This is a genomic window from Rhizobium sp. 11_C7_N12_5 (assembly GCF_051811145.1).
GTDB classification, from domain to species: Bacteria; Pseudomonadota; Alphaproteobacteria; order Rhizobiales; family Rhizobiaceae; genus Rhizobium; species Rhizobium lusitanum.
In genome coordinates, this window is sequence record NZ_JBPWPY010000001.1 from 1,040,354 (window position 1) to 1,061,334 (window position 20,981).

Below are 20,981 nucleotides of genomic sequence, written 5' to 3' on the forward strand. Positions count from 1 at the left end.
ACCGTCTTGGTCTTCCGTCTGGAAGTTCACCAAGCTGATGGCGGGACAAGCCCTTTACGGGCACGGTATGGCGATGTTGCGGGACGGCTGAAGATCTGAGACAGCAATGGCTGCTCTAGGTGACCGACTCATAAGATCGGAGCCAAATTCGAATTGAGGCTAGCTGGACGGATGCGAGGAAGTTGTCGTCGCGTTTGTCGTATCGGGTTGCGACTGCTCTGAAGTGTTTGAGTTTGTTGAAGAACCGCTCGACCGCGTTGCGCTGTTTGTAGAGCCATGGGCTGAAGACGGGAATATTGACCCTGTTTGGCATAGGGCGAATACATCCCCATGCGCCACGGGTTTTGAGGTTTTGGCGCAACGCGTCGCTGTCGTAGGCACGATCAGCCAGAAGGATATTTCCGGCCCGAACAGTCTCGAACATATCGGCAGCCGAACGTCCATCATGCGCTTGGCCTGGCGTCAGCTTCAGCAAGATTGGACGGCCATCAGCATCGACAAGTGCATGGATTTTGGTTGTCAGTCCGCCACGCGAGCGACCCATGCAACCGGATCGCTCTTCTTTTTTTGGCCGTTGGCAGCATGTTGATGTACGCGGATTGACGAGCTGTCGATCATCTGGATGTCGCCATCGTAAGCTTCTGATATTGCGTTGAGAATACGCTCCCAGTGCCCAGCATGGCGCCACCGGTTGAAGCGATTTACGCAGGTGGTATAGGGACCATATCGAGCCGGGATATCCGCCCAGGGCGCACCCGTTCTCAGTCGCCAGAAGATACCATTCAGCACCCGCCGATCATCAACCCTCGCCTTGCCGCGTACCTTCGTTGGAAGAAGCGGTTCAATCACCGACCATTCGAAATCCGTCAAATCAAAGCGAGCCATCACTGCCTCCAAATCAACGGAAGCAGTGAATCACAATCCATTAAAAACAAAAACTATTTTATGGGTATGTGACCTAGGCGCGTTGTGACAATGCCAAACCGGTCTCAGACCACCACCCGATGAACATGAACATGCATCGGGCGGCGACACGCTTCCCTATGCATGGGGTGAAACTGGATGAGACCGGTATTTACGACGGCAAAGCGAAACCTCTATGCACCAACGCTCTTCGCGTCGAGCGATAGCAAATACCAACCGGAATTTGAAGTCTTCGGCGCACGAATAGCTTTAGTACGATCCGCGGGGCTCAGCTGTGATCGCCTCAAAAGCTCAGATTGGGTGATTCCATCGCCTTTTCGAGCATTTTCGCGTAGTCGTCCTTCGGCACGTCGATCGCGCCAAACGTCTTCAGGTGCTCGGTTGTGAACTGCGTGTCGAGCAGTGTGAAGCCCCGTTGCCGCAGGCGCTCGACCAGATGGACGAGGCAGATCTTCGAGGCGTCGGTGCGGCGGGAGAACATGCTCTCACCGAAGAAGGCAGACCCCAGCGAGACCCCGTAAAGGCCGCCGACCAGTTGGTCATCCTCCCAAGCCTCGACGGAATGCGCATGGCCGATATGGTGCAGCGTCGAATAGAGCGCGCGGATGGTCTGGTTGATCCAGGTGCTGGGCCGGCCGCTCGTGTGCTCGGCGCAGGCGGCGATGACGGCGTCAAAATCGGTGTTGAAACGGATGTCGAACGGCCTATGGCGGATGGTCTTTGCCAGGCTCTTCGAGACATGAAAGCTATCGAGGGGCAAGACACCGCGAATTTCCGGCTCGACCCAGAAGATCTCCGGGTCGTCGGCCGATTCGGCCATCGGGAAGAGCCCGATGGAATAGGCGCGCAACAAAATCTCCGGGGTAACGCCGGGACGTCTGCTGCGCGTTCCTGGCACGGCTTAGGCCGATGTCCTGGCCAGGTAGTCTTCCAGCCAATGGATATCATAGTCGCCGTTGGCGATATCCTGGTTGGAAACCAGATCCTGGAATAGCGGCAGGGTGGTCTTGATGCCGTCGACCACGAATTCGTCGAGCGCGCGGCGCAGGCGCATCATGCATTCGACGCGGGTCCGGCCGTGCACGATCAGCTTGCCGATCAGGCTGTCGTAGTAAGGTGGGATCTTGTAGCCCTGATAGGCGCCCGAATCGATGCGCACGCCAAGCCCGCCGGGCGCATGGAAATGCGTGATCGTGCCGGGCGAGGGGATGAAGGTGCGCGCGTCCTCGGCATTGATGCGGCATTCGATGGCGTGACCATGGAAATGCACTTCATCCTGCGTCACCGAAAGACCGCCGCCGGAGGCGACGCGGATCTGTTCGTGCACGAGGTCGATGCCGGTGATGGCCTCCGTGACCGGATGCTCCACCTGCAGGCGGGTGTTCATTTCGATGAAATAGAACTCGCCATTTTCATAGAGGAATTCGATCGTGCCGGCGCCGCGATACTTCAGCTTCTTCATGGCGTCGGCGCAGATCTGGCCGATCTTCATGCGCTGCTCGACATTGAGCGCCGGGGAATTGGCTTCTTCCCAGACCTTCTGGTGGCGGCGCTGCAGTGAGCAGTCGCGTTCGCCGAGATGCACGGCGTTGCCTTCACCGTCGCCGAACACCTGAACTTCGATGTGGCGCGGCTTGCCGAGGTATTTTTCCATGTAGACGGAATCATTGCCGAAGGCAGCGCCCGCTTCCGTGCGCGCCGTCGACCATGCTTCGACCAGGTCCGCTTCCGTGCGCGCCACCTTCATGCCACGACCGCCGCCGCCGGCGGTTGCCTTGATGAGCACCGGATAGCCGATCTCGCGCGCCGTCTTCAGCGCGTCTGCCTCGGTCTTCACTTCGCCGTCAGAACCCGGAACGACCGGGATGCCAAGCTGCAGAGCGGTGGTCTTGGCGGTGATCTTGTCGCCCATGATGCGGATATGATCCGCCGTCGGACCGATGAAGGTGATGCCATGCGCCTCGAGGATGTCGGCGAACTTGGCATTTTCCGACAGGAAGCCATAGCCGGGATGCACGGCGTCGGCGCCGGTGATCTCACAGGCGGCAACGATCTGGTGGATGTTGAGATAGCTTTCGCGCGACGGCGGCGGGCCGATGCAAACGCTTTCATCCGCAAGCCGTACATGCATCGCGTCGGCATCGGCGGTGGAATGAACCGCCACGGTGGCAATGCCGAGTTCCTTGCAGGCGCGCAGCACACGCAGGGCGATCTCTCCGCGATTGGCTATGAGAATCTTCGAAATCATGGGCATGGGCTTACTCGATGACGACAAGGGGTTCGCCGTACTCGACCGGGCGTCCGTCCTGAACGACGATTTCCGTGACCGTGCCGGATTTAGGCGCAGGGATCTGGTTCATCGTCTTCATGGCTTCGATGATCAGCAGCGTCTGGCCTTCCTTGACGACCGAGCCGACCTCGATGAAGGCGGCCGAGCCCGGGGCCGGCGCCAGATAGGCGGTGCCGACCATGGGTGCGCTGACGACGCTATCGGGATTGCGCACCTTGCCTGCGGGAGCGGCCGCCGCGATGGGAGCAGCGGCTGCTGCATAAGCAGGTGCTGCGACCGGCGCCTGAACATATTGCGGCGTGCCGGCGCGAGACACACGAATGCGCAGATCTTCCTGCTCGACTTCGATCTCGGTCAGATCCGTCTCGTTGAGAATATTGGCGAGATCGCGAATCAGCGCCTGGTCGATACCCGATTTCTTTTCAGCCATTGGTTTTCTTGCCCTGTATTTTTGTTATTGGGTGATGGATTTCAGCGCGTGCAGCGCCAGGATGTAACTATAAGGTCCGAAACCACAGATCATGCCCTTGGCAGCGGGCGCGATCATCGATTTGTGTCGGAATTCTTCTCGCGCGTGGATGTTGGAGATATGCACCTCCACCACGGGAACGGAAATGGCGCGGATCGCATCGTGCAGCGCGATCGAAGTATGGCCATAGGCGCCAGGATTGATCGCGACGCCAGCGGCGGTATCGCCGGCTTCATGCATCCAGTCGACCAGCACGCCTTCATGATTGCTCTGGCGGAAATCGATGATGAAGCCCAGGCTTTCGCCCGCGGACTTGCAGTCTGCTTCTATATCCTTGAGCGTCTTGCCGCCATAGATGCCCGGCTCGCGCTTGCCGAGAGCGTTCAAATTGGGTCCGTTGAGGACAAAAATAGTTTGCGCCATCAGAGGTTCCGTCAAAGTGCAGCGCAACCTATAGACTCCCGAGGCCTTGTAGGAAAGCCCCGGAGCGTAGGTTGCGCGTCTCTAGGTGTGGAAACGCCGCGATTTTGGCAATTTTGAGCCCTGTCGAAATCCACGTGGTTTCGATGGTGCCTCAAATGCAGCGCGCGGCGCGGAGATGTGATCGTCAGCAGGTGGTCTTGCCGCAGCTGCGGACATTGGCAATCTTCTGCTGAATGGCTTCGAGCCCGATTGCGCCGGAAATGGTTTCGTTGCCAATGACATAGGCGGGCGTGCCCGTGACGTTGAGATCGGTGGCAAGCTGGTAGGTCGCCTTGATCATATCGTTGTTCGGGCTCTTTGCCATTTCCGCGCGGATGGCTGCTTCTTTGACGCCAAGCGAGGCGGCAACCTCGATGGCGCTGTCCTCCGAGGCGCGGCCGTCGCTGCTCAGCAGCGTGTGATGGAATTCGGCATATTTTTCAGGCGCAAGCTTGCGGAATGCATCGGAAACCCGCGACGCGGCGACCGAGTCCGCCCCGAGGATCGGGAATTCCTTGAGCACGAAACGCACGTCCTTGTCCTGCTTCAGCAGCGTGTCCATGTCGCCGAGCGCATGGCGGCAATAGGTGCAGTTGTAGTCGAAGAACTCCACGACGGTGATGCTGCCCTTCGGATTGCCGATCGCGACATCATCCTTGGAGTTGAAGATCGCGTCCTTGTTCTGAGCGATCACTTGGGACGACTGGGCGAGGCGGGCCGCCTCCTGCTTCTTCTCGAGCGCGGCCTGCGCATCGAGCAAGACTTCCGGATGTTCGACGAGGTATTCCTTGATGAATTCCCCGATTTCCTTTTTCTGCTGATCGTCCAGCGCGGCGGCGGGCTGGATTGTGGCGAAGGACGCTGTGAGGGCAATCGCCGCAACCGTCAGCAGGCTTTTGAAAGAAAAGGTCATTGGGTCCTCGTTTGGATCTATGCGGAGACTTTCTCGGATGCGGCATAGCATCGTCGGGTCAACTTCCGCAAATACGGATCAGCAACTTACGGCGCAAGCTTGCTTCCAGAAACAGGAATTTTCGCGACGAAGCCGCAATCGCGGGATTGTGAATGAACCATTATTGCGGCAAATGTCGCACGGCGATCCGATCCGAGAGAGAATTGATCTTGTTTTCCCTATCCAAGCGCAGCGATGTCGAACCCTTCCACGCCATGGATGTGCTGGCCGAGGCGACGCTTCGGCGTCAGGCCGGCCATCCCGTCATTTCGATGGCTGTGGGACAGCCGTCCCATCCGGCGCCCCAGGCGGCGCTTGAGGCGGCGCGCGCGGCACTCGGCCACGGCCGCATCGGCTATACGGACGCGCTGGGGACGCTGGCGCTGCGCCAGGCGCTCTCCGCGCACTACCAGACCCGTCACGGCCTGTCGGTCGATCCGAAGCGCATCGCCATCACCACCGGCTCGTCGGCTGGCTTCAATCTTGCCTTCCTGACCCTGTTTGATGCGGGCGACAGCGTCGCCATCGCTCGCCCTGGCTATCCCGCCTATCGCAATATCCTCGCGGCATTGGGGCTCAATGTGCTGGAGGTGCCGGTGACCGAGGAGACGCAGTTCACGCTGACGCCGGAAAGCCTGGAGGCGGCACAGGCGGTGAGCGGCAAGCGGTTGAAGGGCGTGCTGCTTGCAAGCCCCGCCAATCCCACAGGCACCGTCACGGGCAGGGCGGCGCTGAAGGCGCTCGCCGATTATTGCGCCGATCGTTCCATCGCCTTCATTTCCGACGAGATCTATCACGGGCTCACCTTCGTCGGCGAAGAGACGAGTGCGCTGGAACTGACCGACGAAGCGATCGTCATCAACTCCTTCTCGAAATATTATTGCATGACCGGCTGGCGCGTCGGCTGGATGGTGCTGCCGGAGCGGTTGGTGCGCCCCATCGAGCGTGTCGCCCAGAGCCTATATATCTCCGCGCCGGAACTGTCCCAGATCGCTGCAGAGGCAGCGCTTGGCGCAGGCGCCGAACTCGATGTCTATCGCGAAAGCTATGGGCGCAACCGCGATTTCCTGATGCGGCGTCTGCCCGAAATCGGCTTCCGTATCGCTTCTCCGATGGATGGCGCTTTCTACGCCTACGTCGATGTCAGCCGCTTCACCAATGACAGCATGATCTTCGCCCGCAAGATGCTCGCCGAAATCAACGTCGCCGCCACGCCCGGTCTCGATTTCGACCCGGACGACGGGCATCGCGCGATGCGGATCTCCTATGCCGGCTCGAATGCCGAGATCGAGGAGACGGTTGAACGCATGGCGGCCTGGCTGAAATAGGCTACCGGATCAATGTGTTGCGCCAGTCTGCGAATGTGGTTGCGCGGGCGTGAGCACCGTTTCCAAGCATGAGCCTTAAACCTGGCGATCTGCAGAAACAAAAAACCGGCCGCGTCACCACGGCCGGTTTTTTGATCAATTCTTCCCAAACAGCAACGCTCAGAAGAAACCGCGGCGCTGCCACCAACCAGCCTTCTTCGGCTTGGTCGGATCGCCGTCACCATCACCGCCCTCGTTGGTGCGGGTGGATTTGACCACCGGCTCGGAGGACGAGACGTTCGACTCGCGGTTGGCGCGTGCCGGCTTGGCCGCGGCTGTTTCGGATTCCGCCGCAGCTGCCGGTTCGGGTTCTACGGGGCGGTCGAGATCAGCGACAATTTCGGCCACCGTCTCGGCTTCGGTATCAGTTGCAGGTGCCGCTTCGACGACTGGTGCTTCGACTGGCGATGCTTCCGCCTTCGGCTTGCGACGGCTGCGGCTCTTGGCGGGCTTCACGTCCTCGGTGACGACGGACGCCGTCTCGACGGCTGCCATGGCCGGCTGGCCTTCGACGGCGGCTTCGCCTTCGGCAACGACGATTTCGGCGACGCTCACAGCAACATCGCTTTCGCCGTCATCCTGATGATCAGCGCCTTCGTCGGAACCGGCTTCGTCGCCGGCAGCCAATTCATTGCCCTCGCCATCGCGATTGCGGCGGCCGCCACGCTTGCCGCGGCGGCGGCGCTTGCGCTTCTGCTGCGCGTCGTCGCTGCCGGACACGGCGGAGATTTCGGTGTTGCCGACGTTGTCGTCTTCGTCGCCTTCATCCCCGTCCTCATCGCCATCTTCCGTAGAGGTGTCGGAGGTTGATTCGGAGGCTGTCTGGGCATCGCCGCTGCGACCGCGACGACGACGGCGGCGCTTGCGCTTGCGGTTGCCATCATTGTTTTCGGAGCGGGCGGCAGGCTGCTGCTCGACGCTTGCAACCTTTTCTTCCAGCTCCTCGTCTTCATCCTCATCGGCCTCGATGACGATATCGTCGTCATCGTCCTCCGGAATGGCGGCGAAGTTGAACAGGCTCTCGATCTTCACCGGATTGGCCACCGGCTCGCCGCGGTCAATCGCGAAGTGCTGCGTGCCCACGGCATTGTCGGCGCCGATGACGATGGAAACGCCGAAGCGGCTTTCGTAGTCGGTGATCGTCTGGCGCTTGTGATTGAGCAGGTAGAGCGCAATGTCCGGCGTCGTGCGCACGACGATGTCGTGCGTCGTGTTCTTGAGCAGGTATTCCTCGATGCCGCGCAGGACATGCAGCGCGACAGAGGACTGCGAGCGCACATGGCCGGTGCCACCGCAATGCGAGCAGATCTGCGTGGTGCTTTCGAGAACCGATGCGCGGATGCGCTGGCGCGACATTTCCAGCAGGCCGAAATGCGAGATGCGGCCGACCTGGATGCGGGCGCGGTCGTTCTTCAGGCATTCCTTCAGCTTCTTCTCGACGGCGCGATTGTTGCGCTTTTCTTCCATGTCGATGAAGTCGATGACGATCAGGCCGGCAAGGTCGCGCAGACGAAGCTGACGGGCGACTTCATCGGCTGCCTCGAGGTTCGTCTGAAGCGCCGTATCCTCGATCGAATGTTCGCGGGTCGAGCGGCCGGAGTTGACGTCGATCGAAACCAGAGCTTCCGTCTGGTTCATGATCAGGTAGCCGCCGGACTTCAGCGTGACCTGCGGCTGCAGCATGCGGTCGAGCTGTGCCTCGATGCCGGAGCGCGAGAAGATCGGATGGATGTCGCGATAGGGCTGAACCACCTTGGCGTGGCTCGGCATCAGCATCTTCATGAAGTCTTTCGCTTCACGATAGCCTTCCTCACCGGAGACGATGACTTCGCTGATATCCTTGTTGTAGAGGTCGCGGATCGAGCGCTTGATAAGGCTGCCTTCTTCATAGACGAGGCAAGGGGCGGTCGAAGCGAGCGTCAGCGTGCGGACGTTTTCCCACAGGCGCATCAGATATTCGAAGTCGCGCTTGACCTCGACCTTGGTGCGGTTGGCACCGGCGGTACGCAGGATGACACCCATGCCCAGCGGCACTTCGAGCAGCTTGGCGATTTCCTTGAGGCGCTTGCGATCCTGCGGATTGGTGATCTTGCGGGAGATGCCGCCTCCGCGCGCCGTGTTCGGCATCAGAACCGAATAGCGACCTGCGAGCGAGAGATAGGTGGTCAGCGCCGCACCCTTGTTGCCGCGTTCCTCCTTGGCAACCTGCACCAGCAGTATCTGCCGGCGCTTGATGACTTCCTGAATGCGGTACTGCTTGCGCGGCTTGCGCTGCACGCGATCCGGAACCTCTTCCATAGCGTCTTCGGCGCCGACGGATTCGATCACTTCCTCTTCATGGTCGTGATCATCATCGTCGTCATCGTCGCTGCGGCGCTTGGAAAGGTCGACATTTTCGGAGATCGAATCGGTTTCGACCATCGCGGCCATTTCGCCTGACGGACCTTCCTCTTCTTCGCTCGGTGCATCGACGGCAGTCGTTGCCTCGGCGGCAGTCTCGTCAGACGGAGCGGTCGCGACCGACTTCTTGCGGCTGCGGCGAGGCTTGGTCTTCTTTGCCGGAGCCTCTTCCTGAGGGGTGGCGATTGCCTCGGCGGCAGGGGCCTCTTCGGCGATCGCGGCAGGCACAGCGTTGTCGTTGCCGTCTTTCGCAAGGATGCCGACATCCGGCTGCTCCTGCTGGGAGAGGTCGAGCGCCGTTTCCACATGCTCGACATCGTCGTCGCGGCGATGTTCCTCTGCTTCGGCCTTCAGCAGCGCTTGCCGGTCGGCGAGGGGGATCTGGTAATAATCAGGGTGAATTTCGGCGAAGGCGAGGAAGCCATGGCGATTGCCGCCATAATCAACGAACGCGGCCTGAAGCGAGGGCTCGACCCTCGTTACTTTTGCGAGATAGATGTTGCCGCGTATCTGCTTCTTGTGCTGCGACTCGAAGTCAAATTCTTCTATGCGGTTCCCGCGAACGACAACGACGCGCGTCTCTTCCTCGTGAGACGCATCGATAAGCATTTTGTCTGCCATGAAAGCTGTGCTCCTCGGCGCGGGCAACCGGATGGGGGCCTGCCTGTCGCTGGGACAAGCCGGACGCGATCCGCCGTTGCTGCACCGGATAATGAAAGTCGCGATTGGTTGTACGGCGATGACAGCATCCAGACGGCAGCCGGGGCATTACTTCCCTGGGGTCTGTTCACTTCCTGAAAAAGCTGCTGCGGTAACATCCGTAACCAAGCGAGATCAACTATGCCTTAGACCCAACCGGGTCCGATGAATTTGCTCTCTAAAGAGCGTTTGGCGGCTCTCCACCGATGAATTTTCCGCCTAAGACTGAAAATTCAGATATCCACTGTTGGAGCAGAAGCTCTTGTAGACGGCGGATGACTGCCGCTTATGGCGCCTGGTACTCGAGGCGGCTGCCTTTGCGGCGACTCTATCCCGTCAACACTTCTACCCTAATATGCGTTGTATGTTTTATCTGTCACAATAGCAAGGGAAAAGCCAAGTATGCCATAATATTGATGGATTCGTCGGATGATGAGAATGAAGGAGGGCGTCTTCTGATTCTTCTCCCGGCGTATCGCCGGGCGGCGCCATCATGTCACACTTGGTTCCCGTTATGGGACTTCAAAAATAACGTCGAAACCAATATGGGGCGCGTTGGACACGTGTTAAAGGGATTGCGGCATGCGGCGGAGACTGGCGTGAGGGCTTTGCGACTTGCGGTGGCGACCTTCGCCCTCATGATGCTGGCAGCGTTTTTGCCGTTCGCGGCGACGAATGCGGCGGCCGATCCCGTGCTGGCCTTTGGCGCCCGTATCGCCGGCGACGATGCCCGCACGCGCATCGTGATCGACATGGATCGCGAGCCGACCTTTTCGGTTCATTATCTCGACAATCCGGTTCGCGTCGTGGTCGATCTCCCGGCGACTGCCTTCGGTTTTCCGGCTGCGGATTTGAAGGCGGCCGGTCTCTTCAAGGATATTCGTTACGGGACGATGGACGCAGACAGCGCCCGAATCGTTCTGACGGCGAAAAAGCCCGTGAAGCTGGTCATGGCCAAGGTGCAGGCCAATGAAGACGGTAAGGGCAGCCGCCTCGTGCTCGACGCCGAAATGCTGCCCGCCGAGCAATTCGCCGAGCTTGTGAAAGAGCAGAGCTGGACGAGCGATGATACGGCAAAGGATGTCGGCCCGGTCGAATCGACGCAAAAAGCCGATCCGAACACCTTTCTTGTGGCTGTCGATGCCGGCCACGGCGGCATCGACGCCGGTGCGACCGGCAGCGATGGTGTCACGCAGGAAAAGGACATCACGCTCGCCTTCGCAAAGATGTTCGCCGACAAGCTGAATGCCCAGCCTGGCATCAAGGCGTTTCTCGTACGCGACAAGGATCAGTATCTGTCGCTGTCGGAACGGGTGACCATCGCCCGCCAGAATCACGCCTCGCTTTTCATTTCCCTTCATGCCGATACGCTCAAGCAGAAGGATATTCGCGGCGCGACTGTTTATACTATCTCCGACAAGGCTTCGGACAGGCTCGCCGGCGAAGTGGCCGACCGCGAAAACAATTCCGATCAGATCGCCGCCGCCGAAACGCAGGCTCAGCCGCCCGCCGTTACCGACATCCTGATGGACTTGACCCGGCGGGAGACGCAGGCCTTCTCCATCTCACTGGCGCAGGATGTGTTGTCCTCGTTCAATGGGCAGGTCTCCACGATCAATAATCCGCATCGCCACGCCGGCTTCCGCGTGCTGCAGGCGCCGGACGTTCCGTCCATTCTGCTCGAACTGGGCTTTCTCTCCAACAAGGACGACGAGAAATTGCTGCTCGATCTCGACTGGCGGCAAAAGGTGGTCGATCGGCTGACAGAGGCCGTGAAGCAATATCGCGTATCGATCATCGCAAATGGTGGCTAGCCGCGTCATGCATCCGGTCGTACGTGGCTTCCATGTAACAGCTGCTATTATTAGCGCCTAATGAAACTGGGAATACCGGAGACAAGCCCTATTTTGCTCACATTCCCGCCTTTACAGCAAAGTATCGTTCGTCCGCGGGTCGCACACGGCTTTGTCTCGTCGCCGTCTTGCATTAACACCGCGGGCGTGCAAAACGCCCGTGGTTATGCGATGATCTCGCGCATATGCCGCATGAAGAACAAGCACCGGTAGTATCACATGATCAGACTGATTGGATATTTCTTTGGGCTGGGCTGCCTCCTGTTTCTGGGTGCTGCCGCGGCTGCGGCTATCTATCTGAGCGTCGTTTCCAAGGAACTTCCCGATTACGAAGTGCTTGCGAAATATGCGCCTCCGGTGACGACCCGCATTCATGCCGGCAACGGCGCGCTGATGAAGGAATATTCGCGGGAGAACAGACTTTTCGTGCCGATTCAGGCTATACCTGACCGCGTCAAGGCCGCCTTCCTCTCCGCTGAAGACAAGAATTTCTACAATCATCCCGGCGTCGACGTCGGCGGCCTGGCACGCGCCGTTGTGGTGAACCTGCAGAACATCGGCTCCGGCCGCCGCTTCGTCGGCGCGTCGACCATCACGCAGCAGGTCGCCAAGAACTTCCTGCTGTCCGCGGACCAGACCTTCGACCGCAAGATCAAGGAAGCGATTCTGTCGTTCCGCATCGAGCAGGCCTATAGCAAGGACAAGATCCTAGAGCTCTATCTCAACGAGATCTACTTCGGCCTCAATTCTTACGGCATCGCCGGCGCTTCGCTCACCTATTTCGACAAGTCCGTTAACGAGCTGACCATCGCCGAAGCGGCCTATCTCGCGTCGCTCCCCAAGGGTCCTTCCAACTACAATCCGTTCCGCCGTCCGGAAGCAGCGATCACCCGCCGCAATTGGGTGATCGACCGCATGGTGGAGAATGGTTATGTCAGCCAGAGCGATGGCGAGGACGCCAAGAAGCAGCCGCTCGGCGTCGTGCCGCCAAAGAGCGGTCCGTCGCTGTTTGCCTCGGACTATTTTGCCGAAGAAGTGCGCCGGCAATTGATCGACCAATATGGCGAAAAGACCCTTTATGAAGGCGGTCTCTCGGTTCGCACCTCGCTCGATCCGCAGATGCAGCTGGAAGCGCGCAAGGCTTTGCAGGATGGTCTCGTCGATTATGACGAGCGCCGCGGCTATCGCGGCCCGATCAAGCAGATCACGACGTCGCAGGATTGGGGCGTCGAGCTTGCCAAGGTCCCGACCTTGAGCGACGTTCCCGAATGGCAGGTCGCCGTCGTACTCTCCGTGTCCGATCAGGCCGTCGATATCGGTTTGCAGCCGAGCGTCGATGCTGGCGGCAAGGTTTCGACGGATCGCAGGCGTGGCACGATCGCCGCAGCCGACATGCGCTGGGCTTTCCGCTCGGCCGGCGGCAAGGCTGTGAAATCACCCAGCGGCGTGCTGAGCGCGGGCGATGTGATTTTCGTGCAGAAAACCGGTGGTGCCGATTCCAGCACCTATCGCTTGCGCCAGCCGCCGAAGGTACAGGGTGGCCTGGTCGTCATGGATCCGCATACGGGCCGTGTGCTCGCCATGGTCGGCGGCTTCTCTTACGCGCAATCCGAGTTCAACCGTGCAACCCAGGCAAAACGTCAGCCGGGCTCGTCGTTCAAGCCCTTCGTCTACGCGGCGGCAATGGATAACGGCTATACGCCGGCCTCGGTTATTCTCGATGACCCGCTGCAGATCACCCTCAGCAATGGGGATGTCTGGAAACCGACAAACTATGAAGGCGAGGGCGGGGGCGTCCACACGCTGCGCTTCGCTATCGAACATTCCCGCAACCTGATGACGGTTCGTCTCGCCGCCGACATGGGCATGCCGCTCGTCGCTGAATATGCCGAGCGCTTCGGGATCTACGATCATATGAATCCGGTTCTCGCCATGTCGCTGGGCGCCGGCGAGACGACGGTGCTGCGCATGGTCTCGGCCTATTCGGTCATCGCCAACGGCGGCAAGCAGATCAAGCCGACGCTGATCGACCGCATTCAGGACCGCTACGGCAAGACCATCTTCAAACATGAGGAGCGCGTCTGCGACAGCTGCAATGTCAGCGCCTGGCAAAATCAGGACGAACCTGTGATCGCCGACAATCGCGAGCAGGTGCTCGATCCGATGACCGCCTATCAGGTCACGTCGATGATGCAGGGCGTCATCATCCGCGGTACGGCGGCCGGCAAGATCAAGCTCAACACCGATGTCGCCGGCAAGACCGGTACGACCAACGATGAAAAGGACTCTTGGTTCGTTGGCTTCACGCCAAGCCTCGTCGCCGGCCTGTATGTCGGTTACGACACCCCCGCCACGCTCGGCAGGGGTGGCACCGGCAGCGGGCTTGCCGCGCCGATCTTCAACGAATTCATGCAGGCTGCCACGAAGGATGAGGCGCCGGAGAAATTCCAGGTTCCGGCTGGCATGACGATGATGGCTGTCAATCGCGCGACCGGTATGGCGGCGGAACCAGGCGATCCGAGCGCCATCATGGAAGCCTTCAAACCCGGCACCGGCCCGGCTACGAGCTTGACGGTCATTGGTGGCGGCGAGGCTGCGCAGGTTGCGCCAGAGGAAATTCTGAGGACGTCGCCGCAGGCGAACCAGGCTGTTACCTCAGGGTCGGGCGGCCTCTTCTGATCCCATCCTATTTGTCCGATCATCATGCCGCGGGGCTTTACACCCGCGGCATGTATATCTATGTCACCAGCATTCTTTGAATTGAACAACGGTTCACATCGAACCGCCGAATAAAGAAGCAGGATTATGCGAGCGGAAATCGAGAAAATAGTCGACGAAACCAAGCAGGCCATAAGCCTGCTGAGGAGGCATCTTTGACTGGGACCAGGCGGTAAGACGACTGGACTGGTTGAACAACAAGTCAGAGGACCCGACCCTCTGGAACGATGCTGCCGAAGCGCAGAAACTCATGCGCGAGCGCCAGCATCTCGATGATGGCATCAGCGGCGTACGCGCGCTCGAACAGCAGCTTAACGACAATATCGACCTGATCGCGCTTGGCGAGGAAGAGGGCGACGACGATGTCGTCCGCGAAGCCGAAGAGGCCCTCAAGAGCCTGAAAGCGGAAGCTGCGCGCCGGCAGGTGGAGGCTATGCTCTCGGGCGAGGCCGATTCCAACGATACTTATGTCGAAGTCCATTCGGGCGCCGGCGGCACCGAGAGCCAGGACTGGGCGAACATGCTGCTGCGCATGTACACCCGCTGGGCCGAACGCCAGCGTTTCAAGGTGGAGCTGCTCGAAGTCCATGATGGCGAAGAAGCCGGCATCAAGTCGGCGACGCTCCTGGTCAAGGGCCACAATGCCTATGGTTGGCTGAAGACCGAATCGGGCGTTCACCGTCTGGTCCGCATCTCACCCTATGACAGCAACGCACGTCGTCACACGTCTTTCTCGTCGATCTGGGTCTACCCCGTCGTCGACGACTCGATCCAGATCGACATTAACGAAAGCGACTGCCGCATCGACACCTACCGTTCGTCCGGCGCCGGCGGCCAGCACGTCAACACCACCGACTCGGCCGTGCGCATCACCCATATCCCGACGGGTATCGTCGTGCAGTGCCAGCAGGAACGCTCACAGCACAAGAACCGCGCAAAGGCGTGGGACATGCTGCGCGCCCGCATGTACGAGGCGGAGCTGATGAAGCGGGAAGAGGCTGCCAATGCCGAAGCTGCTTCGAAGACCGACATCGGCTGGGGTCACCAGATCCGGTCCTACGTCCTGCAGCCCTATCAGCTCGTCAAGGATCTGCGCACCGGCGTCGCCAGCACGGCTCCCAGCGATGTGCTGGACGGTGATCTCAATGAGTTCATGGAAGCCGCTCTCGCGCACCGCATCAGCGGCGCGGCAGATGCGGTTGTCGACGACGTCGAGTAACCTCAAATATACCGAGATAACCAAAAGCCCCGGAAACGGGGCTTTTTTCATGTGGCCATGCGATCGGCTTCAATCCGAAAATTGTTCCGCAAGTATCCGCTCTGACCAGGAGCGATCCGGATCGGAAAGGATGCGCGCGGTCGTGTCCTCGGTCTGGGCGATTCGCACGCTCAGTACCGATTTGACCTCGGCATTGTCGGCAACGGCATTGACCGGTCTTTTTTCCGGCTCCAGCACGGTGATGTCGATCGACACCTTGTTCGGCAAGAGAGCGCCGCGCCAGCGGCGGGGGCGGAAGGCGCTGACGGGCGTCATGGCAAGCAGCGGCGCTTCCAGTGGAAGAATGGGGCCGTGCGCCGAAAGATTGTAGGCTGTGGAGCCAGCAGGCGTCGTGACCATCAAGCCGTCGCAGATCAGCTCCGGCAGGCGCACATGCCCATCGATCTCGACCTTGAGCTTCGCCGCCTGATAGGATTGGCGAAAAAGCGACACCTCGTTGATGGCAAGCGCGACCGAAGTGCTGCCATCCTCGTTACGGGTGCTCATCTGCAGCGGATGAAAAGCATTTTCCACAGCTGCGTCAATGCGCTCCGCCAGGCAATCCGTGCGGTAGTCGTTCATCAGGAAGCCGATGGAGCCGCGATTCATGCCATAGACGCGCTTGCCGGAATTCATCGTCTTGTGCAGCGTCTGGAGCATGAAGCCGTCGCCGCCGAGCGCCACGACGACATCCGCTTCCTGCTGCGGCGTCTGGCCATAGAGGCGAATCAGCTCTTCCTGTGCCTCCAATGCTTCCGGCGCAGTTGAGGCGAGAAAACAAACAGATTGAAAACTACGCGACATGCAATGTCCTTTTAATGATCGTACTACGTAATGATATTCCCCCTATGCGACAAGACGTTTTGTAAAGACTGGTGAATCCCCAATCCGCTCTTGTGCGAGGGATCATGGGGAAGGCGGCCGATTTTCTCTTTACAGGAAATCAAAATCTGCTACTTGGCATGCCGATGTGCCCTTGTAGCTCAGTTGGTAGAGCACCTGATTTGTAATCAGGGGGTCGCGGGTTCGAACCCTGCCGGGGGCACCAGATCTTTTCAAGAATATGGTGGCCGTGTTATCGCTGGTATGGAAAACCGGCGGCAGCAGACCAATATGTAGATGCCGACGCCTTCGGGACGTTCGCAACGATCATCAACAACATCGTGTCCTTGGAAAAACATGACCCTCAAGCCCAAGAAGCCTAAACTCGAACACTCCGAGCTCTCGGGTGAGTTCACCGATGACGATGTGACCGTTTTGGTCGATATCTTTCGTCCGGCAGGCAGCAATGCCGACTGGCGGATGGAAGTCATCACGCCGGAAGAGGATCTGATCGAATGGGAGGAGCCCTTCGCGACCGACCGTGAAGCTTTCGACGAATTCCTGGCAACGATTGCACGCGATGGCATCAGGTCATTTTTCGACGAAGCGGATCCGGCGGTTCACTAGCGGGCCCCAGCGGCTCTGCCGGCTTCAAATTGCGCCTCGGCTCTCCGCCGGGGCTTCATTGGGCCAATGCCTTAAAATGCGGGCTCATTTACAATGTTTGCAATAGGCATACACTCATCTCGTCAGTGGCGGGTGAGGATATGTTCATGCGCAAGACATCGAGGTATGTCGTCTTGGGATTGCCGCTTGTTGCGATCGCGGTGATTACCAGCGTGTCGGCGTTGGCCGGCGAGAATTGCTACTGCAAGAATACGGATGGTAAGCAGCATGCGGTCGGCGAGGTCGCCTGCATGACCGTGGGCGGCAAGAGCTATCTCGCGCAATGCGAGATGAACCTCAATGTCACCTCGTGGTCGAAGCTGCAGGAGGGATGTCCGGTTACCCAAAGATCGCTCTGGCGGCAATCGGCTTGGCACGTGACGCCGATTGCCCTTCGCTGAACATTGCCGCTCTAATGGCAGCGATAGGCGCGTTCGGAAATGGCACCCATGCCGGAACGGGTCATGAGCTCGTAGAGAAGACGCCGGCTGAAGGGATTGTGCAGGCGCACGGCGTCGGACCCCAGAAAATGCGTTTCCGCCAATTCGAAGGCTCCGAGGTGCGGCGCCTGTTCTATGGCTGCGCGATAGAGGTCGTGAAATTCCCGCCGACAGACATAGGTCTTGTATTTGGTCATGCAGAAGGCGGAGAAGATCTCGTCGTTCTCGCGGAGGAAATCGGCGACCCCGACTGTCACTTCCGGCCAGGCGGGATTGAAGGTGTCGTCAAAGATAATGACGCCGTGATCGGCGAGGGTGTCCTTCGCCAGGCTGCTATCGCTGACCAAATTGGACAGGCTGTGGCCGCCATCGACGCTGAAGAAGCGCACCGCGCCGACTTTGTCGACGATATCACTTGGCGATACGTCCGCGCTGTCGCCGACAACGAGCAGTTCCTCGTCCACGGGCAGGCCGAGCCTGTCTCCGTTTTCGAGAAAGAGGCGATACTGCTCGGAGATGCCGTCCGCCGTATCTCCAATATCGAAGAGGTCGATGCCGAGCACGCTGGCGTCAGGCCCTGCAATCTTCTTCAGCAGAAAATAGGAGCGGCCGAAATAGATGCCTATTTCCGCGATGCCGCCATCAAGATCGTTCTGGTTTTGCCATTCCAGGAGTGAAAGATAAACAAGCGCATCGGGCGGATCGATATATCCCTCCACGCTGCGTAGATCGTGGAAAATGAACTTTCGGATATTCGGTAGTACCATGCGCGCCGCACCAACCCTGCGTTATGTGACAATCGTTTCCAGCCTTTGAGCTGGTTCCATAACACATAGTCACATTTCCGGGAGGTCAACCCATGGCGCGTTTTCAGGCGTTCAGCCGCCCTGTTTGCGCACCAGCAACAGCGGCTCGCCTTCCTCTTCGTCGGATTTCTGGAAACTGCCGTCCGGCTTCATATCGAAGGAAAGCGAGGAGCCGTCATTGCCGAGCATCACCAGGCCGAAGCCTTCGGTTGCCCAGAGCGAAAGCTTGAGATCGCCGATCTCGCTTGCGCAGTCCCCGCTAGGTGACATCTTGGCGGTGCCGTCCGGATCCTTGTCCGTGGTCAGCGTGATGTCGCAGACCGGTTTGCCGTCCGGCCGCTGGATGCGCCACGCTCCGGCAAGGCTTGCGACGGTCGGCACGTGATCGACGTCGTCGAGCGCCGGCAACAGCCATGTGGGATCGCCTGCGTCGCTCTCCCAGGGGGAGCCTTCTTCCTGCTGGAACCGGATGAGCGCCTTCGCTGCGGCATCGACGATAGTGAGCGCACCGTCATCGGTGAAATTCCAGGCGCTTGCCTTGGAGAGCGCGGGCAGGGCCGCCGCGCAGGCTTCCGCCCCGCTTATGGCGTAGCCGCCGGAGATCGCGCGGGTCTCGAAGGTCAGACGGCAGCCTTTGGCGCCGTTTTCGGGCGCAACCAGCCATGCGCCAGCTTGAGCCTTGACGAGTTCGTCGTCAACTGCGCGTGCCGGCTGACCGATTGTGAGAACAAGGGCGGCGGAGAGCGCCGTAAGGCCAAGAATGCGGATCAAAGCAAATTCCCCCAACTTGCTGCGGCAGCCGCAGTGCCGCTAGATTTTCAGATAGGACCGCGCCGCATAGAGCGCGATCGCAGCTGCGTTCGAGACATTGAGCGATTTGATCGCGCCCGGCATGTCGAGCCGCGCCAGCGCATTTACCGTTTCCCGCGTTTTCTGGCGCAGTCCCTTGCCCTCGGAGCCGAGCACCAGGGCGACCTTGTCGCCGCTGAAGGTACCCTCGAGCGGCGCGGGGCCTTCCGAATCAAGGCCGATGGTGGTGAATCCGAGGCGATGCAGCTCACTGAGCGCATCGGCGAGATTGGTGATCTGTATATAAGGTATGAGCTCGAGCGCGCCCGAGGCGGATTTTGCCAGCACACCTGATTCGGTCGGGCTGTGGCGCTGGGTGGTGATCACGGCCCCCGCATCGAAGGCTACGGCCGAGCGCATGATCGCTCCGACGTTGTGCGGGTCGGTCACCTGGTCGAGAACCAGCAGCAGCGGGCTGTCCTTCAGCGCCTCGAGGCGGCGCACGGGCAGGGGGCGCGTTTCCAGCATTACGCCCTGGTGGATTGCTTCAGGGCCCAGCACCTTGTCGATATCCTGCGGTGAGACGATCTCAACGGGAATGCCAAGCGCGTCGACCGGGCCGACCTCCAGCCGCACCAGCGCATTCTGCGTCGTCGACAGCTTGATGTTCTTGCGCTCGGGATTGGCAAGGGCGGCGCGAACCGTATGCAGGCCGTAAAGAAGGACCTGATCGGGCGCGAGCGCCGGAGGCTTCCAATCATCCGCGCTGGGCCGCTTTCGCTTCTGCGGCTGTGGCGTCGGGATTTCGCCGCGCTCGCGCTTGGCATCGCGATGTGCGCGACGCAGGGTGGCGTAATGCGTGTCCTTGGCCGACTTGTCGTCGGTGGTGTTATCGGGGCCGGAGCGGCCGGATGTTTTGTCTTTGCTCATGCGGCTTTATAACCAGCGCCTTCCCGGGCGCATAGCCCTCTTTCGCCGCCGCGCTTTTCTCACAGGCTGAAATTTTTTCGTCATTTTTGGCAATTCCTTATGTTGACAGACGGAAGTCGTCCGGTCATATACGCGGCGCAGATCACGGCGGCGACGCCACGGTCGAGCAAACTTGGTCGCAAGATCCAGTCGGAATACTGGAGGGATGCCCGAGTGGTTAAAGGGGACGGACTGTAAATCCGTTGGCTCAGCCTACGTTGGTTCAAATCCAACTCCCTCCACCATTCCGCACAGGATCTTGACCACCCGCGCGGGTATAGCTCAATGGTAGAGCAGCAGCCTTCCAAGCTGAATACGCGGGTTCGATTCCCGCTACCCGCTCCAAGTCTCGAAATTTTTAGTCATTCGGACAGCTACTTATTGCCTTAGCGGATCTCGCTGGCAATTGCCGCAGCAGACCGGCGAGTTGTGCCTCGCCCACCGGCCCGAAAAATTCCGCGTCGGCGGTCTCGACAGCCACGATGGCGCGCTGTGCCGCCGCCCCGGCTGCGGTAATGCGTATCACCTTGGCCCGGGAATCGTGAGGTTCGGTCTCCCGCGCTCACCCGTCTTTGCACAGTTGACATGAAGGGTTGCTTATATCAACGCGAGCGTTAGATATTGCTCAGGCAACCGAAACGGGAGAACGGAAATGGGTATTTTCGACAAGATCAAGGGTGCAATCTGGGGAGAGGCAAAGGCTGCTCCGGCACCGACGCAGACCACAGCGGCAACCGCCAACCCGGCCCCTGCGCCGACGCCGGCTCCTTCAGCGACCACGGCAGCAACATCGCCTGCGACCAGCGCGCCGGCCGCTCCGGTCGATATCGCCTCGATCCTCGACGCGGCCGTCAAGAAGAGTGGCCAGAAGCTCGACTGGAAACATTCGATCGTCGATCTGATGAAGGCGCTCGGCATGGACGCGAGCCTTTCGGAGCGCAAGGAGCTGGCGCAGGAACTGGGTTATACCGGTGATGCCGGCGATTCCGCCAAGATGAACATATTTCTCCACAAGGCGCTTCTGAAGAAGCTCGCGGACAATGGCGGCAAGGTGCCGGCCGAGCTTCTCGACTGACAAGCGCTGGGCTTCGGTGCTG

18 protein-coding genes and 3 tRNA genes are annotated in these 20,981 nt (G+C 59.8%); 10 read left to right on the top strand and 11 right to left on the bottom strand.

The genetic code is table 11. The annotated features are described in order from the left end of the window. Positions 1 to 115: 115 nt before the first annotated feature. The 6 genes from AB8B29_RS05050 to AB8B29_RS05075 all read right to left on the bottom strand — a co-directional run bounded on the left by AB8B29_RS05050 (position 116) and on the right by AB8B29_RS05075 (position 5,058). Positions 116 to 885 (bottom strand): IS5 family transposase gene (locus AB8B29_RS05050; RefSeq protein ID WP_423742918.1). Its coding sequence is split into 2 segments (ribosomal slippage): positions 116 to 546 and positions 546 to 885, totalling 771 coding nucleotides; the frame shifts between segments, so codons are not numbered across the junction. A gap of 322 nt (positions 886 to 1,207) precedes the next feature. Further along, on the bottom strand, positions 1,208 to 1,822 hold the full coding sequence (gene aat, locus AB8B29_RS05055; RefSeq protein WP_037201325.1) for a leucyl/phenylalanyl-tRNA--protein transferase: 615 nt from the start codon (positions 1,820 to 1,822) through the stop codon (positions 1,208 to 1,210). 3 nt (positions 1,823 to 1,825) lie between these two features. After that, on the bottom strand, positions 1,826 to 3,178 hold the full coding sequence (gene accC / locus AB8B29_RS05060; protein ID WP_173410718.1) for an acetyl-CoA carboxylase biotin carboxylase subunit: 1,353 nt from the start codon (positions 3,176 to 3,178) through the stop codon (positions 1,826 to 1,828). Between the two features lie 4 nt (positions 3,179 to 3,182). Further along, entirely contained in the window at positions 3,183 to 3,644 is a 462-nt protein-coding gene (gene accB / locus AB8B29_RS05065; RefSeq protein ID WP_037201323.1) for an acetyl-CoA carboxylase biotin carboxyl carrier protein, read from the bottom strand. A gap of 24 nt (positions 3,645 to 3,668) precedes the next feature. Then, entirely contained in the window at positions 3,669 to 4,106 is a 438-nt protein-coding gene (gene aroQ / locus AB8B29_RS05070; RefSeq protein WP_034486834.1) for a type II 3-dehydroquinate dehydratase, read from the bottom strand. 184 nt (positions 4,107 to 4,290) lie between these two features. Then, positions 4,291 to 5,058 (bottom strand): DsbA family protein, encoded by a 768-nt coding sequence (locus AB8B29_RS05075; RefSeq protein WP_113118414.1) that lies wholly within the window; start codon positions 5,056 to 5,058, stop codon positions 4,291 to 4,293. 209 nt (positions 5,059 to 5,267) lie between these two features. Here AB8B29_RS05075 and AB8B29_RS05080 point away from each other — a divergent pair, with 209 nt between their 5' ends. After that, the gene (locus AB8B29_RS05080) at positions 5,268 to 6,425 is read left to right on the top strand and encodes a pyridoxal phosphate-dependent aminotransferase (protein ID WP_439006199.1); all 1,158 of its coding nucleotides are present in this window, start codon (positions 5,268 to 5,270) and stop codon (positions 6,423 to 6,425) included. 159 nt (positions 6,426 to 6,584) lie between these two features. Here AB8B29_RS05080 and AB8B29_RS05085 read toward each other — a convergent pair whose 3' ends face one another. Then, the gene (locus AB8B29_RS05085) at positions 6,585 to 9,485 is read right to left on the bottom strand and encodes a ribonuclease E/G (RefSeq protein ID WP_113118413.1); all 2,901 of its coding nucleotides are present in this window, start codon (positions 9,483 to 9,485) and stop codon (positions 6,585 to 6,587) included. A gap of 641 nt (positions 9,486 to 10,126) precedes the next feature. Between AB8B29_RS05085 and AB8B29_RS05090 the strand changes: the two genes are divergently transcribed. The 3 genes from AB8B29_RS05090 to prfB all read left to right on the top strand — a co-directional run bounded on the left by AB8B29_RS05090 (position 10,127) and on the right by prfB (position 15,353). Continuing rightward, the gene (locus AB8B29_RS05090; protein WP_439006673.1) at positions 10,127 to 11,377 is read left to right on the top strand and encodes an N-acetylmuramoyl-L-alanine amidase; all 1,251 of its coding nucleotides are present in this window, start codon (positions 10,127 to 10,129) and stop codon (positions 11,375 to 11,377) included. A 258-nt stretch (positions 11,378 to 11,635) separates the two neighbouring features. Further along, a complete protein-coding gene (locus AB8B29_RS05095; protein WP_047640963.1) occupies positions 11,636 to 14,095 on the top strand; it encodes a penicillin-binding protein 1A in 2,460 nt (819 codons plus the stop codon). 126 nt (positions 14,096 to 14,221) lie between these two features. Beyond that, positions 14,222 to 15,353, top strand: a protein-coding gene (gene prfB, locus AB8B29_RS05100; RefSeq protein WP_112442694.1) for a peptide chain release factor 2 whose coding sequence is annotated in 2 segments (ribosomal slippage) — positions 14,222 to 14,290 and positions 14,292 to 15,353 — 1,131 coding nt in all. Because the reading frame shifts where the segments join, the coding sequence is not laid out codon by codon here. Positions 15,354 to 15,422: 69 nt separating this feature from the next. Here the strand turns inward: prfB and AB8B29_RS05105 are convergent. After that, on the bottom strand, positions 15,423 to 16,196 hold the full coding sequence (locus tag AB8B29_RS05105; protein WP_037201309.1) for an NAD kinase: 774 nt from the start codon (positions 16,194 to 16,196) through the stop codon (positions 15,423 to 15,425). Between the two features lie 168 nt (positions 16,197 to 16,364). On the opposite strand from AB8B29_RS05105, the gene AB8B29_RS05110 reads away from it, so the two are divergent. The 3 genes from AB8B29_RS05110 to AB8B29_RS05120 all read left to right on the top strand — a co-directional run bounded on the left by AB8B29_RS05110 (position 16,365) and on the right by AB8B29_RS05120 (position 17,281). Then, positions 16,365 to 16,440: transfer RNA gene (locus AB8B29_RS05110), tRNA-Thr, on the top strand. A gap of 131 nt (positions 16,441 to 16,571) precedes the next feature. After that, complete coding sequence (locus AB8B29_RS05115; RefSeq protein WP_037201307.1) at positions 16,572 to 16,841, top strand: hypothetical protein; 270 nt, start codon at positions 16,572 to 16,574, stop codon at positions 16,839 to 16,841. Between the two features lie 146 nt (positions 16,842 to 16,987). After that, entirely contained in the window at positions 16,988 to 17,281 is a 294-nt protein-coding gene (locus tag AB8B29_RS05120) for a hypothetical protein (RefSeq protein WP_051964339.1), read from the top strand. Between the two features lie 11 nt (positions 17,282 to 17,292). Here the strand turns inward: AB8B29_RS05120 and AB8B29_RS05125 are convergent, their stop codons facing one another. The 3 genes from AB8B29_RS05125 to rlmB form a co-directional block, all read right to left on the bottom strand. Then, positions 17,293 to 18,087, bottom strand: a complete 795-nt coding sequence (locus tag AB8B29_RS05125) for a class I SAM-dependent methyltransferase (protein WP_037201304.1) — start codon at positions 18,085 to 18,087, stop codon at positions 17,293 to 17,295. A gap of 111 nt (positions 18,088 to 18,198) precedes the next feature. Then, positions 18,199 to 18,897, bottom strand: a complete 699-nt coding sequence (locus tag AB8B29_RS05130; RefSeq protein WP_047640960.1) for a protease inhibitor Inh/omp19 family protein — start codon at positions 18,895 to 18,897, stop codon at positions 18,199 to 18,201. 39 nt (positions 18,898 to 18,936) lie between these two features. After that, positions 18,937 to 19,845, bottom strand: a complete 909-nt coding sequence (rlmB, locus tag AB8B29_RS05135; protein WP_047553216.1) for a 23S rRNA (guanosine(2251)-2'-O)-methyltransferase RlmB — start codon at positions 19,843 to 19,845, stop codon at positions 18,937 to 18,939. Between the two features lie 199 nt (positions 19,846 to 20,044). Between rlmB and AB8B29_RS05140 the strand changes: the two genes are divergently transcribed. The 3 genes from AB8B29_RS05140 to AB8B29_RS05150 all read left to right on the top strand — a co-directional run bounded on the left by AB8B29_RS05140 (position 20,045) and on the right by AB8B29_RS05150 (position 20,959). Next, a tRNA-Tyr gene (locus AB8B29_RS05140) sits at positions 20,045 to 20,129 on the top strand. A gap of 26 nt (positions 20,130 to 20,155) precedes the next feature. Next, positions 20,156 to 20,229, top strand: a tRNA-Gly gene (locus AB8B29_RS05145). A gap of 307 nt (positions 20,230 to 20,536) precedes the next feature. Continuing rightward, positions 20,537 to 20,959: a DUF3597 domain-containing protein gene (locus AB8B29_RS05150; RefSeq protein WP_047553219.1), complete on the top strand. Its 423-nt coding sequence runs from the start codon at positions 20,537 to 20,539 to the stop codon at positions 20,957 to 20,959. The last annotated feature ends 22 nt before the right edge of the window (positions 20,960 to 20,981 follow it).